Annotated in this window: 17 protein-coding genes; 12 read left to right on the top strand and 5 right to left on the bottom strand. The window is 66.3% G+C overall.

Annotated features, from left to right (window positions below; all coding sequences use genetic code 11):
* Positions 1-112 precede the first annotated feature (112 nt).
* From putA to RVU70_RS01075, 3 genes are all read left to right on the top strand, one after another.
* Complete coding sequence (putA, locus tag RVU70_RS01085) at positions 113-3166, top strand: bifunctional proline dehydrogenase/L-glutamate gamma-semialdehyde dehydrogenase PutA (protein ID WP_363349262.1); 3054 nt, start codon at positions 113-115, stop codon at positions 3164-3166.
* Positions 3167-3300: 134 nt separating this feature from the next.
* The gene (locus RVU70_RS01080) at positions 3301-3810 is read left to right on the top strand and encodes an Hsp20/alpha crystallin family protein (protein ID WP_363349261.1); all 510 of its coding nucleotides are present in this window, start codon (positions 3301-3303) and stop codon (positions 3808-3810) included.
* 117 nt (positions 3811-3927) lie between these two features.
* Positions 3928-4404 carry a ferritin family protein gene (locus tag RVU70_RS01075; protein ID WP_363349260.1) on the top strand — a complete coding sequence of 159 codons (477 nt, stop codon included), beginning with the start codon at positions 3928-3930 and terminating at the stop codon, positions 4402-4404.
* 6 nt (positions 4405-4410) lie between these two features.
* Here the strand turns inward: RVU70_RS01075 and RVU70_RS01070 are convergent, their stop codons facing one another.
* Positions 4411-4533 carry a hypothetical protein gene (locus RVU70_RS01070; RefSeq protein WP_363349259.1) on the bottom strand — a complete coding sequence of 41 codons (123 nt, stop codon included), beginning with the start codon at positions 4531-4533 and terminating at the stop codon, positions 4411-4413.
* A gap of 223 nt (positions 4534-4756) precedes the next feature.
* Here RVU70_RS01070 and RVU70_RS01065 point away from each other — a divergent pair, with 223 nt between their 5' ends.
* The 7 genes from RVU70_RS01065 (at position 4757) to RVU70_RS01035 (ending at position 11241) form a co-directional block, all read left to right on the top strand.
* Positions 4757-5968 (top strand): MFS transporter, encoded by a 1212-nt coding sequence (locus RVU70_RS01065; protein ID WP_363349258.1) that lies wholly within the window; start codon positions 4757-4759, stop codon positions 5966-5968.
* A gap of 128 nt (positions 5969-6096) precedes the next feature.
* Entirely contained in the window at positions 6097-6504 is a 408-nt protein-coding gene (sdhC, locus tag RVU70_RS01060; protein ID WP_363349257.1) for a succinate dehydrogenase, cytochrome b556 subunit, read from the top strand.
* Positions 6505-6518: 14 nt separating this feature from the next.
* On the top strand, positions 6519-6914 hold the full coding sequence (sdhD, locus tag RVU70_RS01055) for a succinate dehydrogenase, hydrophobic membrane anchor protein (RefSeq protein ID WP_363349256.1): 396 nt from the start codon (positions 6519-6521) through the stop codon (positions 6912-6914).
* Positions 6915-6967: 53 nt separating this feature from the next.
* On the top strand, positions 6968-8800 hold the full coding sequence (gene sdhA, locus RVU70_RS01050) for a succinate dehydrogenase flavoprotein subunit (protein ID WP_363349255.1): 1833 nt from the start codon (positions 6968-6970) through the stop codon (positions 8798-8800).
* 1 nt (position 8801) lies between these two features.
* Complete coding sequence (locus RVU70_RS01045; RefSeq protein WP_363349254.1) at positions 8802-9581, top strand: succinate dehydrogenase iron-sulfur subunit; 780 nt, start codon at positions 8802-8804, stop codon at positions 9579-9581.
* Positions 9582-9800: 219 nt separating this feature from the next.
* Positions 9801-10178, top strand: a complete 378-nt coding sequence (locus RVU70_RS01040; RefSeq protein ID WP_363349253.1) for a hypothetical protein — start codon at positions 9801-9803, stop codon at positions 10176-10178.
* A 28-nt stretch (positions 10179-10206) separates the two neighbouring features.
* On the top strand, positions 10207-11241 hold the full coding sequence (locus RVU70_RS01035; RefSeq protein ID WP_363349252.1) for an aspartate-semialdehyde dehydrogenase: 1035 nt from the start codon (positions 10207-10209) through the stop codon (positions 11239-11241).
* Positions 11242-11283: 42 nt separating this feature from the next.
* Here the strand turns inward: RVU70_RS01035 and RVU70_RS01030 are convergent, their stop codons facing one another.
* Positions 11284-12162 (bottom strand): outer-membrane lipoprotein carrier protein LolA, encoded by an 879-nt coding sequence (locus RVU70_RS01030; protein ID WP_363349251.1) that lies wholly within the window; start codon positions 12160-12162, stop codon positions 11284-11286.
* Between the two features lie 220 nt (positions 12163-12382).
* On the opposite strand from RVU70_RS01030, the gene RVU70_RS01025 reads away from it, so the two are divergent.
* A complete protein-coding gene (locus RVU70_RS01025) occupies positions 12383-12529 on the top strand; it encodes a hypothetical protein (protein ID WP_363349250.1) in 147 nt (48 codons plus the stop codon).
* Between the two features lie 16 nt (positions 12530-12545).
* Here RVU70_RS01025 and RVU70_RS01020 read toward each other — a convergent pair whose 3' ends face one another.
* The 3 genes from RVU70_RS01020 to RVU70_RS01010 all read right to left on the bottom strand — a co-directional run bounded on the left by RVU70_RS01020 (position 12546) and on the right by RVU70_RS01010 (position 16895).
* On the bottom strand, positions 12546-15092 hold the full coding sequence (locus tag RVU70_RS01020; protein ID WP_363349249.1) for a DNA translocase FtsK: 2547 nt from the start codon (positions 15090-15092) through the stop codon (positions 12546-12548).
* Positions 15093-15172: 80 nt separating this feature from the next.
* Complete coding sequence (locus RVU70_RS01015) at positions 15173-16015, bottom strand: YihY/virulence factor BrkB family protein (RefSeq protein ID WP_363349248.1); 843 nt, start codon at positions 16013-16015, stop codon at positions 15173-15175.
* Between the two features lie 70 nt (positions 16016-16085).
* A complete protein-coding gene (locus tag RVU70_RS01010; RefSeq protein WP_363349247.1) occupies positions 16086-16895 on the bottom strand; it encodes a DUF72 domain-containing protein in 810 nt (269 codons plus the stop codon).
* Positions 16896-17051: 156 nt separating this feature from the next.
* On the opposite strand from RVU70_RS01010, the gene RVU70_RS01005 reads away from it, so the two are divergent.
* A complete protein-coding gene (locus RVU70_RS01005; RefSeq protein WP_363349246.1) occupies positions 17052-17456 on the top strand; it encodes a DUF350 domain-containing protein in 405 nt (134 codons plus the stop codon).
* The last annotated feature ends 1 nt before the right edge of the window (position 17457 follow it).

Here is a 17457-nt window from a genome sequence, read left to right as displayed (position 1 = left end):
GCGTGCGCGCGGAGAAGCTCCAGGGCGCGACCTTTACCGTCCGCCCTTTGCCGGCGCGCGTCGGCGACCCCATATCCTTCTCGCAGGAACTTGAACAAGGCGCTGCGAGCCCATGCCGCACGACCCACCGCCGCCATTCGCCGCGCCCTATGCGCCGCCGGACGAAGCGCTTGCCGCGCGCCTGCTCGCTCACCGCCCGGACCTGCAGACGCGCAACGACATCGAAGGCGTAGCGCGCGCGCTGATCCGCGGGATGCGGGCCGGCCGCAGCGCGCTCGGCGGCGTCGAGGATTTTCTGCACGAATTTTCGCTGTCGTCCCGTGAAGGCCTCGCCGTCATGGCGCTGGCGGAATCGCTCCTGCGCGTGCCCGACGACGCCACCGCCGATCAGCTCATCGTCGACAAGCTCGCGGCCGGCGATTTCTCTCATCACGCGGCGGAGTCGGACGTGCTGCTCGTGCAGGCCTGCGCCTTCGCGCTCGGCTTTTCCGCGCGTCTCGTGGGTCCGGGGGAGCCGCGCGGGCTCGTCGCCGATCTCGCGCGGCGCATCGGCCTGCCGGCGCTGCGCGGCGCCGCGCGGCGGGCCATGCGTCTGATGGGATCGCATTTTGTGTTCGGCGAAACGATCGACGACGCGCTGGAGCGCGCACAGGGGCGGCGCGAGCGCTTCTCCTTCGACATGCTCGGCGAAGGCGCGCGCAGCGGCGCGGACGCGAAACGGTATTTCGACGCTTACGCAAGCGCCATTGAGGCGATCGGCGCGCAGGCCGGCGACCAGGGGCTCCCGGCGCGCCCGGGCATTTCCGTGAAGCTCTCGGCCCTGCATCCGCGTTACGAGGCGATCTCCCGGGAGCGCGTGCTGTGTGAATTGCCGCCGCTCGTTCTGGAGCTGGCGCGGTTGGCGCGCGCCCGCGATCTCGCCTTTACGATCGACGCCGAAGAAGCGGACCGGTTGGAGTTGTCGCTCGACGTCATTGCGCGCGTCGTGGCCGACCCATCGCTTGCCGGTTGGGACGGGTTCGGCCTTGCGGTTCAGGCGTATCAGAAACGCGCCGACGCCCTGATCGATTATGTGTTCGCTCTCGCCGAGGCGCATGGTCGCCGCTTCATGGTGCGTCTCGTGAAAGGCGCCTACTGGGACAGCGAAATCAAGCGCGCGCAGGAGCGGGGGCTCGCCGAATATCCGGTGTTCACCCGCAAGGCGATGACCGACCTCAATTACGACGCCTGCGCCGCGAAACTGCTCCAGGCGCCGCGCCTCTATCCCCAATTCGCGACCCACAACGCCCGCAGCGTCGCCGAAGTTCTCGTGCGCGCCGGTCAACGGATAGACTTTGAATTCCAGCGCCTGCACGGCATGGGCGAACCGCTCTATGAAGCGCTCGCGGAGAGGAGCGACGCGCCCGTCCGCGTTTACGCGCCGGTCGGACCGCATCGCGATCTCTTGGCCTATCTCGTGCGTCGGCTGATCGAGAACGGCGCCAACTCGTCCTTCGTCGCGCGCGCCGCCGATCCTCAGACGCCCGAAGCGGCCCTGATCGCCGATCCGCACGACGTCATCGGCGACGCCACGCACGCGCGTCACCCGCGCCTGCCCTTGCCGGCGGAGATCTACGAACCTCTGCGCGGCAACTCGATGGGCGTGGAGTTCGGCGACAGAGCGGCGCTCGCGGCGCTGCTTGCCGAGATCGAAGCGGCGCGCGGCCGCAGCGAGGCCCGCCCGGAAAGCTCCGCCGCCAAGCCGTCGCGCCCCGTCGTCTCGCCGATCGACGGCGCGGCGATTGGCGAGGTGATCGAGTGTGACGACGTGGCGGCGCGTGACGCGATGGCCAGCGCGGCGCGCGCCTTCGCCGGCTGGAACGCCACGCCCGTCGAGACGCGCGCGCGCATCCTCGAGCGCGCCGCCGATCTCCTGGAGGCGCGGCGCGGAGTCTTTCTCGCGCTTCTGCAAAGCGAAGCCGGCAAGACGCTCGACGACGCGCTCGCAGAGGTGCGCGAGGCGGCGGATATGTGTCGCTATTACGCCAATCAGGCGCGGCTCGTCTGCCGCGAAGCGCGGCTTCCCGGTCCAACGGGCGAAGACAACCGTTTACGTTACGAAGGGCGCGGCGTTTTCGTTTGCATTTCGCCGTGGAATTTCCCCTTGGCGATTTTCCTCGGGCAGGTCGTCGCTGCGCTCGTCACGGGCAATGCGGCCGTCGCCAAGCCGGCCGAGCAGACGCCGCTCATCGCCGCGAGAGCGGTCGCGCTTCTTCATGAAGCGGGCGTTCCTCGCGCGGCGCTGCGCCTCGCGCCGGGCGCGGGCGACGTCGGGGCGGCCCTTGTCGACGATCCGCATACGGCGGGCGTCGTCTTCACGGGCTCCGTGGAGGTCGCACAGCAGATCAATCGCGCCCTCGCGGCGCGCGAAGGGGCGTTGGCGCCGCTCATCGCCGAGACCGGGGGCGTCAACGCGATGATCGTCGACTCTACCGCCCTGATCGAGCAGGTGGTCGACGACGTGCTGGCCTCCGCCTTTCGCTCGGCGGGTCAGCGCTGCTCGGCGCTGCGGCTCCTGTGCCTGCAGCACGATATCGCCCCGGCGGCGATCGAGACGTTGATCGGCGCCGCGAAGGAGTTGCGAATCGGCGACCCGCGAATGCTCGGCGTGCATGTCGGGCCGGTGATCGACGCGGCGGCCAAGGAAAAGCTCGATCGTTATGTGGCGCGCGCCAGGGCCGAGGGGCGGCTGCTCTACGCCGGTGAGGCGCCTTCGGCGGGAACCTTTGTCGCGCCCGCCATCATCCGCCTCGATCGCGCCGCCGACCTGCGCGAGGAGGTGTTTGGCCCGGTCCTGCATATCACGACATGGCGCGCCGGGGCCTTCGAGGCTCTTGTGGAGGAAATTCAGGCGGGCGGCTATGGCCTGACTTTTGGTCTCGAGACCCGAATCGGCGAACGGATCGAGGAGGCGGCGCGGCGGGCGCCGGCGGGAAACATCTATGTGAACCGCAACATGATCGGCGCCATTGTCGGCAGCCAGCCTTTCGGCGGCTTCGGCCTGAGCGGCACGGGGCCGAAAGCCGGCGGCCCCGATTATCTGCGCCGCTTCGTCCGTGAAACAACGGTGACGATCAACACCGCGTCGAGCGGCGGCGACGCCACGCTCCTCTCGCTTCAGGAATAGCCGCGACGTTTCGGCGCAAAGCGTCGCGCTTGAATTGCTGATTTTCGGCCCCGATTTCTACGTCGTCAAAAGGTGACGAACCTCGCTCAATTTTGTTGTGTCATTTGTGCATCATCACGAAACGGAGGAGAAAAATGGCTCAAGAGCAAAACGCCCCGGAAAAAAAGGACGGCGGCGCATTGATCTCTCCCGATCTCTGGGACTGGCGCCCCTTCGAGGCGCTGCGTCGTCAGCTCGACCGCTTCTTCGACGAAGCGCCGTTGCAAAAGCGCGGCGGCGGACTGGAGCCGTTCGGATTCATGGGTTGGCAGGGCACGCCGCCTGTCGACTTCGTCGAGCGCGACAAGGATTACGAAGTGACGGCGGAGCTTCCGGGCCTCGATGAGAAGGACGTCGAAGTGAAGCTCGCCGGCGGCGCGCTCGTCATTCACGGCGAGAAGAAAATGGAGCGCGAGGAGAAAAAGGAAGGCATGTTCTTCTCCGAACGGCGCTACGGCTCATTCAGGCGCAGCTTCCATTTGCCCGAGAACGTCGACGTCGCCAACATCTCCGCGTCTTTCGACAAGGGGGTGCTCAAGGTGACCCTGCCGAAGGCGGTCCAGACCAAGACTGAAGAGAAGAAAATAGAGATCGCGGGGAAATAAGAGGCGCCGCCAATGCAGGCGAACCGCCTAGCATATGGTCTTGGAGAGGCGGAAACGGCGCGCGATAATGCTTCAGCGCGCCGTTTTGTTTTGCGCCTTGCTCCCAAGGATCAGGTCATGAAGGTCGAGGATTTTCTCGCTCACGCCGTCCAGCTGGAGGCGGAAGCCGCCATGCGTTTCGACCAGCTCGCCGACGCCATGTCGACGAACGGCAATCCGAAGGTCAGCAAGTTGTTTCGTCGGCTTGCCGACTATTCGCGCCTGCATCTCTCCGACGCGCGCGCCCGGTCGGGGTTCCGCGAGCTGCCGGAGCTGCGTCCCGAGGAGTTCGTCTGGCCTGATCTCGAGAGCCCGGAAAGCGCCGCGATTTGGGGCGCCGATCCGTTCATAGGCCGCGAAGAGGCGCTGAAAATCGCGCTTCAGGCGGAAATGGCGGGACTCGACTACTACCAGTCGGTTCACGACAACACGGACGACCCGGAGACCAGGATCCTCGCGAAGGAGTTCGCCGAGGAGGAGCGCGACCACGTCTCCGAATTGCGCAAGTGGATCGCCGCGCACGCCGCCGGCGACGCTTTGCCCATCGACCCTTGAGGCGCGCTAGCGCATCATGTGGCTCAGAGCCTCGAAGAGGCCGAAATCCACCGCCGCCAGCATCACGCCAATGAGCGCCGCCTGGGCGATGAAGCGATAATTATAGCGATAGCTGGACTGCGCCCGCATCTGACGCTCCTCTCTCCTTCGCCGGAGTTAGAGGGAGGTTCGGGTCCGGCAAGCGGCCGGCTCTCCAACATTTCTCAATATTCGCCGCGCCTCCCGGCGCCCTCTCCCCGCAGGCGCGTGCGCCAGATCGCGAACGCCGCTTCTCCCGCTTGCGGGAAGAGGGGTGGGGTGAGTGTCCTCCCGGACCTCTCGTGCTAGAAGCCGCGCGAGAACAGGCCCCGATATGATCGACGATTCGCCCCTCCGCTACGCCCGCCTCCGTCAGATCCCGTCGAGCGTCTGGGCGCTGGGGGTTGTCTCCCTGCTGATGGATTTCTCGTCCGAGATGATCCATGCGCTGCTGCCCCTCTATCTCGTCGGCGCCATGGGGGCGACGATGGCGGAGGTCGGCGTGATCGAGGGCGTCGCCGAAGCGACAGCCTCGGTGGTCAAAGTTTTTTCGGGCGCCGTTTCGGATTGGTTCGCGAGTCGGAAGCTGCTGGCGATCCTGGGCTACGGGCTCGCGGCCGCGACCAAGCCGATGTTTCCGCTGGCGCCCAATGTCGCCTGGGTGATGGCGGCGCGCTTCATCGACCGGGTGGGCAAGGGCGTTCGCGGCGCGCCGCGCGACGCGCTGGTCGCCGACGTCACGCCGCCGGAATTGCGCGGCGCCGCTTTCGGCCTGCGGCAATCGCTCGACACGGTCGGCGCCTTTCTCGGCCCCGCCGTCGCGATTCTCGCCATGTGGCTGACGGTCGACGATATGCGCGCCGTATTCTGGGTGGCGACGATTCCCGCCGCGCTCGCCGTCCTCGTTCTCGCCGCCGGCGTCAGCGAGCCGGCCGATACGCGCCCGTCTCGCCCGGCGCGCTTTCCGCTTCACTGGGACGAGTTGAAGCGGCTCGGCGGCTGTTTCTGGCTGATTGTGGCGGTGGCAACGCTCTTCGGCCTGGCGCGTTTTTCGGAAGCCTTTCTGATTCTCAAGGCCGCCTCCGTCGGCTTGCCGGACGCGCTCGCGCCGCTGGTGCTCGTCGTCATGAATATCGTTTACGCGGGCGCCTCCTATCCCGCCGGCGCCTTCTCGGACCAGGGCGACCGATTGACGCCGCTGGCGGCGGGGATGGGCGTGCTGCTCCTCGCCGACGTCGCCCTCGCTGTTGCGCCGTCTCTCCCTCTGGTCTGGGTCGGCGTCGCCCTATGGGGACTGCATATGGGGCTGACGCAGGGACTGTTCGCGGCGCTGGTCGCCGACGCGGCGCCGGGAGCGCTGCGCGGCACGGCCTTCGGCGTCTTCAACCTGGCCGGCGGGCTCGCCCTGCTGCTTTCGAGCCTCGGCGCCGGCAAGCTTTGGGACCTCTACGGCCCCTCTGCGACATTCGCCGCGGGCGGGCTTCTGGCGGCGCTATCCCTCGTGGCGATCGTTCCGCTCTCAACAGCCGCACGACGCGCGCCGTGACGGACAGGGTTCATCCTTCGAACCGGGTCAGGAAATGGTAGAGTTGCGGCGCCGCACCATTTGAATTATCCACTCCGAGGGGGCGTTTTTCGGAAACATTCCGGAAAAGCGCGGAAGAGGAAGCAAGCATGGCAAACGCCGGAATCGACGAGCGCGCCGCGAAGCGCCCGCTGTCGCCGCATCTGACCATCTTCAGGCCCTGGCTGACCATGGCCATGTCCATGGCCCACCGCATCACCGGCGTCGCGCTCTATGCGGGCATGGCGCTGCTCGCGCTTTACCTGCTCGGGGCCGGCTTCGGGGGCTTTCTCCACGCGCTCACCGGCTGGCTCGCCTCGGGCTTCATCGGCGGCTTGATCGTCTTCCTCATCACCTGGGCGATTTTCCATCACACGCTCGGCGGGGTTCGGCACGCGCTGTGGGATCGCGGTCTCTACATGGACCCACAAGGCCGCGAGCTTCTGGCTCAGGCGACGCTCTACGGCGGCGTCGGCCTGACGTTGCTGCTCTGGGTTCTCAAGTCTCTCGTCGGCTGAGGAAAGGCGCGTAGATGTCGGTTCCGACTCACTTCAAAAGCGGGCGCACGGGGCAGGGCGAGGCCTATGTCTCGGATCACGAGGGCTCGGTCCACGCCCGCTTCATGCGCCTCTCCTCCTATGCGCTGGCGCCGCTCGGCGTCCTGTCCGCCTGGTGGCTCGCGGGCCTCGTCGGCAAAACGCTCGAGGGCGTCAAGGCCGAGATCGGGCATCCGATTCCGGCGATCGTGCTCATCGTCTTCGGCGTCGTCGGCATGATCCACGCCCGCCAGGGCATGAATGAGATCATCGAGGACTACGTGCATGACGCAGCGCTGCAGGAAAAGGCGCTTTATTGGAACAAGGTCGCATCCATCGCGATCGCCGCCGCCTGGACGCTGGGGATCATGCTGATCGCCGCCCCCAAATAAGCGCGATTTCTGACGAAAAAGCCGCTCAAACGACGACAACAAAGGCTTTGATTATGGTTGCCACTGACGCTGCGACTTCCGTTTCCGTCGGCGGACGGGCCTATCCGATCACCGACCACACATTCGACGTCGTGGTCGTCGGCGCCGGCGGCGCCGGTCTGCGCGCGGTCGTCGGCTGCGCCAAGGCGGGTTTGAACGTCGCCTGCGTCACCAAGGTTTTTCCGACCCGTTCGCATACCGTCGCGGCCCAGGGCGGCGTCGCCGCAGCGCTCGGCAACATGGGGCCGGACGACTGGAAATGGCACATGTACGACACCGTCAAGGGCTCCGACTGGCTCGGAGACCAGGACGCGATCGAATATCTGTGCCGCAACGCGCCGCAGGCGGTCTATGAGCTCGAGCACTGGGGCGTGCCTTTCTCGCGCACGACCGAGGGCACGATCTATCAGCGCCCCTTCGGCGGCATGACCACCGACTATGGCAAGGGTCCGCCTGCGCAGCGCACCTGCGCCGCCGCCGACCGCACCGGCCACGCCATGCTGCATACGATGTACGGCCAGGCGCTCAAGCATGAGACGAAATTCTTCGTCGAATATTTCGCGATCGACCTCATCATGGACGCCGAGGGCGCCTGCCGCGGCGTCGTCTGCCTCAAGCTCGACGACGGCACGATCCATCGCTTCCGCTCGGCGCTCACCGTGCTCGCGACCGGCGGCTATGGCCGCGCCTATCTCTCGGCGACCTCGGCGCATACCTGCACCGGCGACGGCAACGCCATGGTGCTGCGCGCCGGCCTGCCGCTGCAGGACATGGAGTTCGTGCAGTTCCACCCGACCGGCATTTACGGCGCGGGCTGCCTCATCACCGAGGGCGCGCGCGGCGAAGGCGGCTATCTGACCAACAGCGAGGGCGAGCGCTTCATGGAGCGCTATGCGCCTTCCGTGAAGGACCTCGCGCCGCGCGACATGGTTTCGCGCGCCATCACCGTCGAAATTCGCGAAGGCCGGGGCGTGGGCAAGCGCAAGGACCACGCCTATTTGCACCTCGAGCATCTCGATCCGCAAATTTTGCACGAACGTTTGCCGGGCATTTCGGAGAGCGCCAAGATTTTCGCCGGCGTCGACGTGACGCGCCAGCCGATCCCGATCCTGCCGACCGTGCATTACAACATGGGCGGCATCCCGACGAATTATCACGGCGAAGTGCTGCGCAAGGTCGGCGACGATCCGGACGCCGTCGTGCCGGGGCTGATGGCGCTCGGAGAGGCGGCCTGCGTCTCCGTGCATGGCGCAAACCGTCTCGGCTCCAACTCGCTCATCGACCTCGTCGTCTTCGGCCGCGCCGCGGGCCTGCGCGCCGCGGAACTCGTCAAGCCTGGCCAGTCGCAGCCGGAGCTCCCGGCCGATTCCGCCGAATTGCCGCTCGCGCGCCTCGACTTCTTCCGCAACGCCAATGGCGAGACGTCCACGGCGACGCTGCGCGACAGGATGCAGCGCGTGATGCAGTCGCATTGCGCGGTCTATCGCACCGGCGAAGTGCTCGCGGAAGGCGTCGCCGGCGTTCATGAAGTCTGGCAAGAAGCGGCGGACGTGAAGGTCACGGATCGCTCGCTGATCTGGAACTCCGATCTCGTCGAGACGCTGGAGTTCGACAATCTCATCGTGCAGGCGGCGGTGACGATCGAGTCCGCGGCGAACCGCAAGGAGTCTCGCGGCGCGCACGCCCGCGAGGATTTCCCTGAGCGCGACGACAAGCACTGGATGAAGCATACGCTGGCGGCGATTGATCGCGACAAGAAGACCGTGTCGATCGATAACCGGCCGGTGCACAGCTACACGATGACGAATGAGGTCGCTTATATCGAGCCGAAGGCGAGGGTCTACTGAGATGGTCGAATTCACCCTCCCCAAGAACTCCGTCGTCGCCGAGGGCAAGGTCTGGCCGAAGCCGGAGGGCGCGGCCAATCTGCGTGAGCTCAAGATTTATCGCTATAATCCCGACAGCGACGCCAATCCGCGCATCGACACCTTCTTCGTCGATACGGACGACTGCGGGCCGATGGTCCTCGACGCCATCATCTGGATCAAGAACAAGGTCGATCCGTCGCTGACGTTCCGCCGCTCCTGCCGCGAGGGCATATGCGGCTCCTGTTCGATGAATATCGACGGGGTGAATGCGCTCGCCTGCACCAAGGGCATGGACGAGATCGAGGGGCCGATCAAACTCTACCCGCTGCCGCATATGGGCGTGGTGAAGGACCTCGTGCCGGACCTCACGATTTTCTACGAGCAGCATGCGGCGATCGAGCCCTGGCTGCACGCCGGCGTCAATCCGGAGAAGGAGCGGCTGCAGTCGCCGGAAGACCGCGCCAAGCTCGACGGCCTTTACGAGTGCATCCTCTGCGCCTGTTGTTCGACCGCCTGTCCGAGCTATTGGTGGAACTCCGACCGCTTCCTCGGGCCGGCGGCGCTGCTCCAGGCATTCCGCTGGGTGCAGGATTCGCGCGACGAGGCGATCGACGAGCGGCTCGGCTATGTCGACGACGTCTTCCGTCTCTACCGCTGTCATACGATCATGAACTGCACCAAGGTCTGCCCCAAGGGGCTGTCGCCGGCGAAGGCCATCGCCGAATTGAAGAACATGGCGATCGCCCGGCAGGAGGGGTGACCCTCCGGGGACTTTGGGGCGCGCCCGCACGCGACCCCCCCTGCGGCGGCTTTCGGCGCGATCTTTGACTTCGCCCAAGACGCCAGCGCCGCGCGCGTCTCAAAGGGCGGGCCGCCTTGGCCAGTTGCTCCTCAGAGGCGCAGGCCCCGGTGATCCCGGCGCTTGATCCCGCCGCCTTGCGGGGTTAGGACGGCTGACTGTTTCATGGAGAACAAGGCTATGCGTTCCAGCGCGCGTCTTTTTCGTGGATCTATCCTCCTCGCCGCGTTCCTGATGGGCGTTGGGTTTGAAGCCGCCCTCGCTCAGGAATTGCAGCTCGACCCCAAGGCGCTCGATTCGTCCGGCGCTTCCTCTGTTCAGGTCAAGCGCAAGGGCAAGAAAGGCGCTGACGCCGCCGCCCAGCAGCCGGCGCAGGGCGGAAAGGGCGGCGCCGCCGCTTCCGGGCCGAACCGTCAGTTCGGCGAACTCGAAGGCTGGTCGCCTGGCAAGGCCCCGCCGAAGCCCAAGGACAGCAAGGACCCGGACCCGTCGCCGAGCCAGGGCAACGCTGTCAACGTGACCCCGTCGGGCAATATGTCCGTCGGACTTCCCTTCTGATATCGGCCAAGGCCGCACGGAGTTCAAAATGGCGTATAAGGTCGCCGTCGCCGGCGCCACCGGCAATGTGGGCCGCGAGATGCTCGACATTCTGGCCGAGCGGCGCTTCCCCGTGTCGGAAGTCGTGCCGCTCGCCTCCTCGCGCTCGATCGGCCTTGAAGTCTCCTTCGGCGACAAGACGCTGAAGTGCAAGCATCTCGACACGTACGACTTCTCCGACACCGACATCTGCCTGATGTCGGCGGGCGGAAGCGTCTCGAAGGAATGGTCGCCGAAGATCGGCGCGCAGGGCTGCGTCGTCATCGACAATTCCTCGGCCTGGCGCATGGACCCGGACGTGCCGCTGATCGTGCCGGAGGTGAACGCCGACGCGACCGCGGGCTTCACCAGGAAGAACATCATCGCCAATCCGAACTGCTCCACGGCGCAGCTCGTGGTGGCGCTGAAGCCGCTGCATGACGCCGCGACGATCAAGCGCGTCGTGGTCTCGACCTATCAGTCGGTCTCGGGCGCCGGCAAGGAGGCGATGGACGAGCTCTTCGCGCAGACGCGCTCGGTCTTCGTCTCGGACCCGGTCGAAGCCAAGAAGTTCCCCAAGCGCATCGCCTTCAACCTCATTCCGCAGATCGACGTCTTCATGGAGGATGGCTTCACCAAGGAAGAGTGGAAGATGGTCGCGGAGACGAAGAAGATCCTCGATCCGAAGATCAAGCTCGTCGCGACCTGCGTGCGCGTGCCGGTCTTCATCTCGCATTCGGAAGCGGTGAACATCGAGTTCGAAAATCCGATTTCGGCGGACGAAGCGCGCGACATCCTGCGCGAGGCGCCCGGCGTGCTCGTCATCGACAAGCGCGAACCCGGCGGCTACATCACGCCGCATGAGGCGGCGGGCGAGGACGCGACCTATATCTCGCGCATTCGCGAAGACCCGACGGTCGACAATGGCCTCGTGCTCTGGTGCGTCAGCGACAATCTGCGCAAGGGCGCCGCGTTAAACGCGGTGCAGATCGCCGAAGTGCTGATGAACCGCAAGCTGCTCACGCCAAAGAAGGCGGCGGCTTAACGAGCGCGGGCTCGCCGTCATGGCGAGCCCGGCGGAGCCCCCTTATTTGCTGATCTTGAACAGCGCCGGGTCGGGCGTCTTGGTCTGATCGATATTGAACAGCGTGATCAGCGTCTCGTAGCCCTGCGGGTCTTTTACCTGCCATTGTTTCAGCTTGAACGACCGCGGGTCGAAGATCAGGCGCAGATGCGAGGTGCCGCCGAAGGTGGCCTTGTCCTCGATGAAGATGGTGACGCCGGAGTCGTCGATCTGCACGTCCTGGACGGTGACGTCCTTGTCCAGATCGATCTTCTCCTTCATCAGGAATTTGAGCGGCGTCTGATTGATGAAATAGAGATCCTGCGTATTCAGCTTTCGGTCGCGCACCGCGACCTGCGCGCCGTCCGCCACGACTTCCATGGTCGCCGGCTGGGCATATTCGAAGCGCACCCGGCCGGCGCGCTGCACATGCAGCTTGCCCTCCGAGCGCAGGCCGTCGGCGCCGATCTGCACGAAATCCGCGGTCATCACCGGCGAGGCGTTGAAAAAGGCGTTGGCGCGCTTGAGCGCCTCGTCGCGGGTGAGCGGCTTGGCGGGTTCGGGCGGGGTCGCCGGATTGGCGAGCTGCACCGGCTCGCCCGGCTTCGCGGCGGCGGCAGCCTTAGCGCCCTTCTTGCCGGGCTTTGCGGATTTCGCGTCCGAGGGCTTTTCCTCAGGCCCCTTTGCCTCCGATCCTTTGCCCTCCGATCCTTTAGCCTCCGACCCTTTGGCCTCGGCCGGCTTGGCCTCCGCGGGTTTTCCCTCAATAGGCTTGCCCTCCACAGGCTTGGCCTCAGCCGGTTTTGCCTCCGCGGGCTTGGGCGCGGTGGGCGTGGCCTCCTCGGCGACGGCCGGCGCGGCGAGGGCGCATGCGAGGGCGATGGCAAGGGCGGTGTGCTTCACTGGGCGGTCATCCGGTGTTCAGGGGCCGAGGTTTCGTCTTCGTAACATAACTTGGCGGAAATAGGGGCGCCCCGCGCTCGCAGCCGCGCGCCGTTTTGACTTTCCCCAAAAGGCGGGTCGAAGAAAGCGGCCGCGACCTCGGGAGCCAAAACAATGATCGACTGGATATATGATTATCCACCCGGCTGGGTCGGCTTTTTCGCCGCGACGGGGCTCGCCGTTGTCACCTGCGCCGGCCTATATCGGGCTCGTCACCGCCTTCATCGCGGTCATGGATCGCCCCTTCCGGGGGGAGTTCAACAAGGGCCCGACGGCGATTGTGGATGTGCTGAATAATGTGATGTCGAATCCAAGCGCTCACAAATAGGCAAGCGTCGCCCGCCTCACTCCGCCGCTTCGATGTCGAAGGCGCCGCGGTCGATCCCGCCGCCGACCAGGATCTCGCGCTTGCCGGCATGATTCGGGGCGGAGACGACGCCCTCTTTCTCCATGCGCTCGACGAGCGAGGCGGCCTTGTTGTAGCCGACCGAGAGACGGCGCTGGATGTAGCTCGTCGAGCATTTCTTGTCGCGCAGCACAATGGCGACGGCGCGATCGTAAAGGTCGCCGCCTTCCTCCGCGTCCATCGAGCCGGGCAGGGGCGCTTCGCCGTCGTCGCCCATCTCGTCGTCGTCGGCGGTGATGGCGTCGAGATATTGCGGCGCGCCCTGGGCCTTGAGATGAGCGACGACGTGTTCGACTTCGGCGTCGGAGACGAAGGGGCCGTGCACGCGCGAGATGCGCCCGCCGCCGGCCATGTAGAGCATGTCGCCCTGGCCCAGGAGCTGCTCTGCGCCCTGTTCGCCGAGAATGGTGCGGCTGTCGATCTTCGAGGTCACCTGGAAGGAGATGCGGGTCGGGAAATTGGCCTTGATCGTGCCGGTGATGACGTCGACGGAGGGGCGCTGCGTCGCCATGATGAGATGAATGCCGGCGGCGCGGGCCATCTGCGCGAGACGCTGGATGGCGCCTTCGATGTCCTTGCCGGCGACGAGCATGAGATCGGCCATTTCGTCGACGATGACGACGATATAGGGCAGCGCCGAGAGATCCATCTCCTCATGTTCGAAGATGGCTTCGCCGGTCTCGCGGTCGAAGCCCGTCTGCACCGTGCGGGTGATCGTCTCGCCGCGCTTCTGCGCGTCGGCGACGCGGGCGTTGTAGCCGTCGATGTTGCGCACGCCGAGCTTCGACATTTTCTTGTAGCGGTCCTCCATCTCGCGGACCGCCCATTTGAGCGCCACGACCGCCTTCTTGGGGTCGGTGACGACGGGCGTGAGAAGATGCGGGATGTTGTCGTAGACGGAGAGCTCCAGCATTTTCGGGTCGACCATGATGAGCCGGCACTCCTCCGGCTTGAGCCGGTAGAGCAGAGACAGGATCATGGTGTTGATCGCCACCGACTTGCCGGAGCCCGTGGTGCCGGCGACGAGGAGATGCGGCATGCGGGCGAGGTCGACGATCACCGGCTCGCCGCCGATGGTCTTGCCGAGCGCGATGGCCAGCTTGTGGTTCGAATGGATGAAATCCTCGCTGCCGATCAGCTCGCGCAGATAAACCGTCTCGCGGCGCTGGTTGGGGAGTTCGATGCCGATGGCGTTTCGGCCCGGCACCACGGCGACGCGCGCCGAGACCGCCGACATGGAGCGGGCGATGTCGTCGGCGAGGCCGATGACGCGCGAGGATTTGATGCCCGGCGCGGGCTCCAGCTCATAAAGCGTGACGACGGGGCCGGGACGGACGTTGATGATGTCGCCGCGCACCGAGAAGTCTTCCAGAACGCCCTCCAGAACGCGGGCGTTGGATTCGAGAATGTCTTCTGAAATTTTCACTGCGCCAGCGGTCTTCTTGGGTTCCGCGAGGAGCGTCACCTCGGGATAGTCGTAGACGCCCGGCGCGACCCGCTGCGGACGGGGGGCGGCCTCGCGGGTGACGCGGCGCGTCGGCGCCGGAGATGGGGCTTGCGCGGCCGTCCGCGCCGACGTCGCCCGCTCGGGGGACGCGTCGTCGTAGGAGTCCTCTTCATCGTCTTCGACGGCGGCCGCCTGGCGCGCGCGACGGGGCGCGTAAGGCATATAGACTTCAATGTCGTCGAATGTCGGCTCGACGCGCGGCTGCGGGGCCGCTGGCTCCTTGGCGGCCGGTCGCGGGGCGAGGCGGCTGCGCATCTTCCCGGCAAGGCGCAGGAGCGACGCTTTTGCGGTGAGGCCGAGATGGATCAGGGCGCCGATGGAAATGAGCGCGAAGCCAGGCTCGCCGGCCCGATCCTCGTCGTCCTCGGCGTAGGGCAGCGGCTCCTCTTCCGGCTCGAAGGCCTCGTCGCGAATGTCATTCGTGGACTCGAAGCCGAGCCCCATGGCCCCGCTGACCGAGAGAATGGCGACGAAGGCCGCGCCGAGGCCGAAGATCGCCATGATCACGCCCGAGCCCGCAAACATGGTGCGGGGCACGGCGAGAATGGCGTCTCCGGCGACGCCGCCGAGGCCCGTGGGCAGCGGCCAGCGGTCGGTCGGCGGCAGCAGCGAGGCGGTGGCGGCGGTCGCGAAAATGCCGGCCACCCAGAGTCCGAGACGCAGCGCGGCGCGCTCGATGCGGCCGCGCCGGATCATGCGCAGGCCCTGGGTCGCCAGCGGCAGGATCGCCGCAATGGCGCCGAAGCCGACGAGCTGCATGAGAATATCCGCCACCGCCGCGCCCGGATGGCCGAGCAGATTGCGGACATGGCCGCCCGTCGCATGGTTGAAGGAAGGGTCCTGCGCGGACCAGCTCACCAGCGCGAGCGTCATGGCGCCGGCGCTTCCCACCATCAGCGCGCCGGCGGCCTCCGCCGCGCGCCGCGCGGAGAATTCGCGAAGCTGTTCGGAAAAATGGTGAAAGCGATGGCTACGCATGTAAAAAAAGCCCGCATGGGGAGGCGCTTCACGAAGGCGCGCCGACTCCGCGACGGTAAAAAACCTCGGTTAAGACGCGCTTAACCCTCGCCGCGCTTATGCGGAAAGCCCACTGCGACGGTTTGGTTCAGTTCTGCGCCGTAGATGAAGATGAGCGCCAAGGTGTAGAGGAAAACGATCGCGATCATGATCGACGCCAGCCCCGCGTAGGTCGAGACGTAATTGCTGGCGAAGGCCGCGAGATAGGCGCCGAACCCGGCGCCGAAGGCGAGCGAGAGGATCAGCGTCAGCAATAGGCCGGGCGCGACCTTGAGCAGGCTGCGCCGCCCGGCGGGCAGGAGCTTGTGCGCGGCGAGAACCGCAAGGCCGACGACGGCGGAGGTGACGCCGTAGCGCACCGGCGCATAGAGCGGCTCGAGTTCGTGCATCAGCCCCGGCGCATGTTTCTCCGCGATCGCGCGCGCCAGCGGCGCAAGCACCATCAGAAAGGCGATGGCGAGGAGCGACGCCGCGCCGAGGAAGACATAAAGAATCGACTCGAGCCGCAGCAGCCACCACGGGCGCTCATCGCGCACGTCGTAAGCGCGGTTGAGCGCGATGCGCAGCGCCTCGACGCCGCTCGACGAGAAATAAATGGCGAGCACGGCGCCGACGGTGAGCAGGCCGCCGCGCGGCTGGGTCAGCACATTATGGATTTCTCCGGCAATGGGCCCCGCGACATTGGGCGGCCAGGTCTCGAAGATGAGCGCGGTCGCTGCGTCGGCTTCCGCGCGGAGCCCGAGAAAGGCGGCGAGCGCGGTGAGGAAAATGAGAAAGGGAAACAGGGAGGTGAGAATCGAGAGCGCAATATGGCTGGCGATGGCCCAGCCGTCGTCTCGGTTGAGCTTCAGATAGGCGTCGAAAAGGAGTCGGATCAGCCGCATCGCAGCCAGCCTAACGGCGACGGGCTTGGGTGGCTAGCGCGGCGCGGAAGCGGCAAGCCGCTGGCCGAAGTCACGCCTGCGCCTCTTGCAGGCGCCCGATCAGCGCCATGGCGGCGGCCGGGTTTCGCGCCTTCGCCCCGCGGATCACGTAGAGAAACACGTCGCGCGCGGCTCGCCTCGGCGAATTGGCGGCGAGCCGCGGCAGATCGTCGGGGGAACCGCCGGCGGCCCAGGTCAGCGCCCGCGACGCCCAAAGATCGAGCCCAGCGGCGTCGTATCCCATGCGCCGCGTCGCTTGCGCGCCCATAATGCGCGCATAGACGAAGGAGGCCGTAAGGTCGGGGATCAGCGGAAAATCGGAGTCGCCCGCGATGACGACGGCGGCGCGATGCGCGCGCGCCAGCGCGACGAATTCGGTCGTTTTGAAACTGTCGTTTCTGACTTCGAGGGCGTGGCGCAAAGCGGCGCCTTCCCATTGCTGCGGCAAGGCTGCGAGAAACCCCTCGAAAAATTGAGGGTCGAATTTGCGGCTCTGCGGAAACTGCCACAGGATCGGCCCGAGCTTCTGGCCCAGCGCCGTGACGCCGCTGTCAAAGAAGCGCAGGATCGATTCTCTCGCCTCCGGCGCGCTGCGGCGCGTGACGGCGTAGCGCGGCGCCTTGACGCTGAAGACGAAGCCCTCGGGCGTGGCGTCGCGCCATTTGAGAAAAGTCTCGCGGGTCTGGGTGCGGTAGAAGGTGGCGTTTATTTCGATCGACGTCAGCCGCCGGCTGGCGAACTCGAGCTCATGCGCGTGCGGGAGGTCTTTCGGATAAAAGAGGCCGCGCCAGGGCGCGAAGCTCCAGCCGCCGACCCCGACGTAAATGCGGCCCGCCGCCATTTGCGCGCTCCTTTCCCAGAGAGCGCAGGTAGCGCGCGCGTTTTGGGGAGCGAGCGGCGAAAGGCGTTTCCTTACGCCGCCGGCTGTGTCGTCGCGCACAGCCCAACGCTTCTTGCGTGATATATTGCCTCGACTCAGCCCGGGAGCAGATTGTTCATGCCGGAGTTCGTTCACGGCCTGTTGGCCTTCGCGGTCTATTTCGCCGGCGCGGTCGGCTTCTGCGCGGCATTCTGCCTGCTCTATTCGCGCGTGACGCGACACGACGAATTTTCGCTGATCGTCGAAGAGCACAACGCTTCCGCCGCCATCGCCTTCGGCGGCAGTCTTCTCGGCTTCGCCATCGCGCTGGCGGCCGCGATTCATCACACCGGGTCCGTCGCCGAGTTCCTGACATGGGGCCTCGTGGCGCTGGTGACGCAGTTTATCGCCTATGGCCTGGCGCGGCTTGCGCATCCCGGCCTGTCGCGCGCGATCGAGGAGAACGCGCTCGCCGCGGCCGTTTGGGTCGCCGCGGTCTCGGTTTCCGCGGGTCTGCTCAGCGCCGCCTGCATGAGCCCGTAAG

Source organism: Methylocystis echinoides, assembly GCF_040687965.1.
GTDB classification, from domain to species: domain Bacteria; phylum Pseudomonadota; class Alphaproteobacteria; order Rhizobiales; family Beijerinckiaceae; genus Methylocystis; species Methylocystis echinoides_A.
Note: the sequence above shows the minus strand (reverse complement) of the source record. Positions and strands in the feature narration are given on the sequence as shown.

What these genes read in the sequence shown, in the direction of transcription:
- RVU70_RS01005 (WP_363349246.1), top strand. Translation starts at nt 17,052, where the DNA reads ATGCCGGAGTTCGTTCACGGCCTGTTGGCCTTCGCGGTCTATTTCGCC.
- RVU70_RS01075 (WP_363349260.1), top strand. Translation starts at nt 3,928, where the DNA reads ATGAAGGTCGAGGATTTTCTCGCTCACGCCGTCCAGCTGGAGGCGGAA.
- sdhD (WP_363349256.1), top strand. Translation starts at nt 6,519, where the DNA reads ATGTCGGTTCCGACTCACTTCAAAAGCGGGCGCACGGGGCAGGGCGAG.
- putA (WP_363349262.1), top strand. Translation starts at nt 113, where the DNA reads ATGCCGCACGACCCACCGCCGCCATTCGCCGCGCCCTATGCGCCGCCG.
- RVU70_RS01040 (WP_363349253.1), top strand. Translation starts at nt 9,801, where the DNA reads ATGCGTTCCAGCGCGCGTCTTTTTCGTGGATCTATCCTCCTCGCCGCG.
- sdhA (WP_363349255.1), top strand. Translation starts at nt 6,968, where the DNA reads ATGGTTGCCACTGACGCTGCGACTTCCGTTTCCGTCGGCGGACGGGCC.
- RVU70_RS01020 (WP_363349249.1), bottom strand. Translation starts at nt 15,092, where the DNA reads ATGCGTAGCCATCGCTTTCACCATTTTTCCGAACAGCTTCGCGAATTC.
- sdhC (WP_363349257.1), top strand. Translation starts at nt 6,097, where the DNA reads ATGGCAAACGCCGGAATCGACGAGCGCGCCGCGAAGCGCCCGCTGTCG.
- RVU70_RS01045 (WP_363349254.1), top strand. Translation starts at nt 8,802, where the DNA reads ATGGTCGAATTCACCCTCCCCAAGAACTCCGTCGTCGCCGAGGGCAAG.
- RVU70_RS01065 (WP_363349258.1), top strand. Translation starts at nt 4,757, where the DNA reads ATGATCGACGATTCGCCCCTCCGCTACGCCCGCCTCCGTCAGATCCCG.
- RVU70_RS01080 (WP_363349261.1), top strand. Translation starts at nt 3,301, where the DNA reads ATGGCTCAAGAGCAAAACGCCCCGGAAAAAAAGGACGGCGGCGCATTG.
- RVU70_RS01070 (WP_363349259.1), bottom strand. Translation starts at nt 4,533, where the DNA reads ATGCGGGCGCAGTCCAGCTATCGCTATAATTATCGCTTCATCGCCCAG.
- RVU70_RS01035 (WP_363349252.1), top strand. Translation starts at nt 10,207, where the DNA reads ATGGCGTATAAGGTCGCCGTCGCCGGCGCCACCGGCAATGTGGGCCGC.
- RVU70_RS01015 (WP_363349248.1), bottom strand. Translation starts at nt 16,015, where the DNA reads ATGCGGCTGATCCGACTCCTTTTCGACGCCTATCTGAAGCTCAACCGA.
- RVU70_RS01010 (WP_363349247.1), bottom strand. Translation starts at nt 16,895, where the DNA reads ATGGCGGCGGGCCGCATTTACGTCGGGGTCGGCGGCTGGAGCTTCGCG.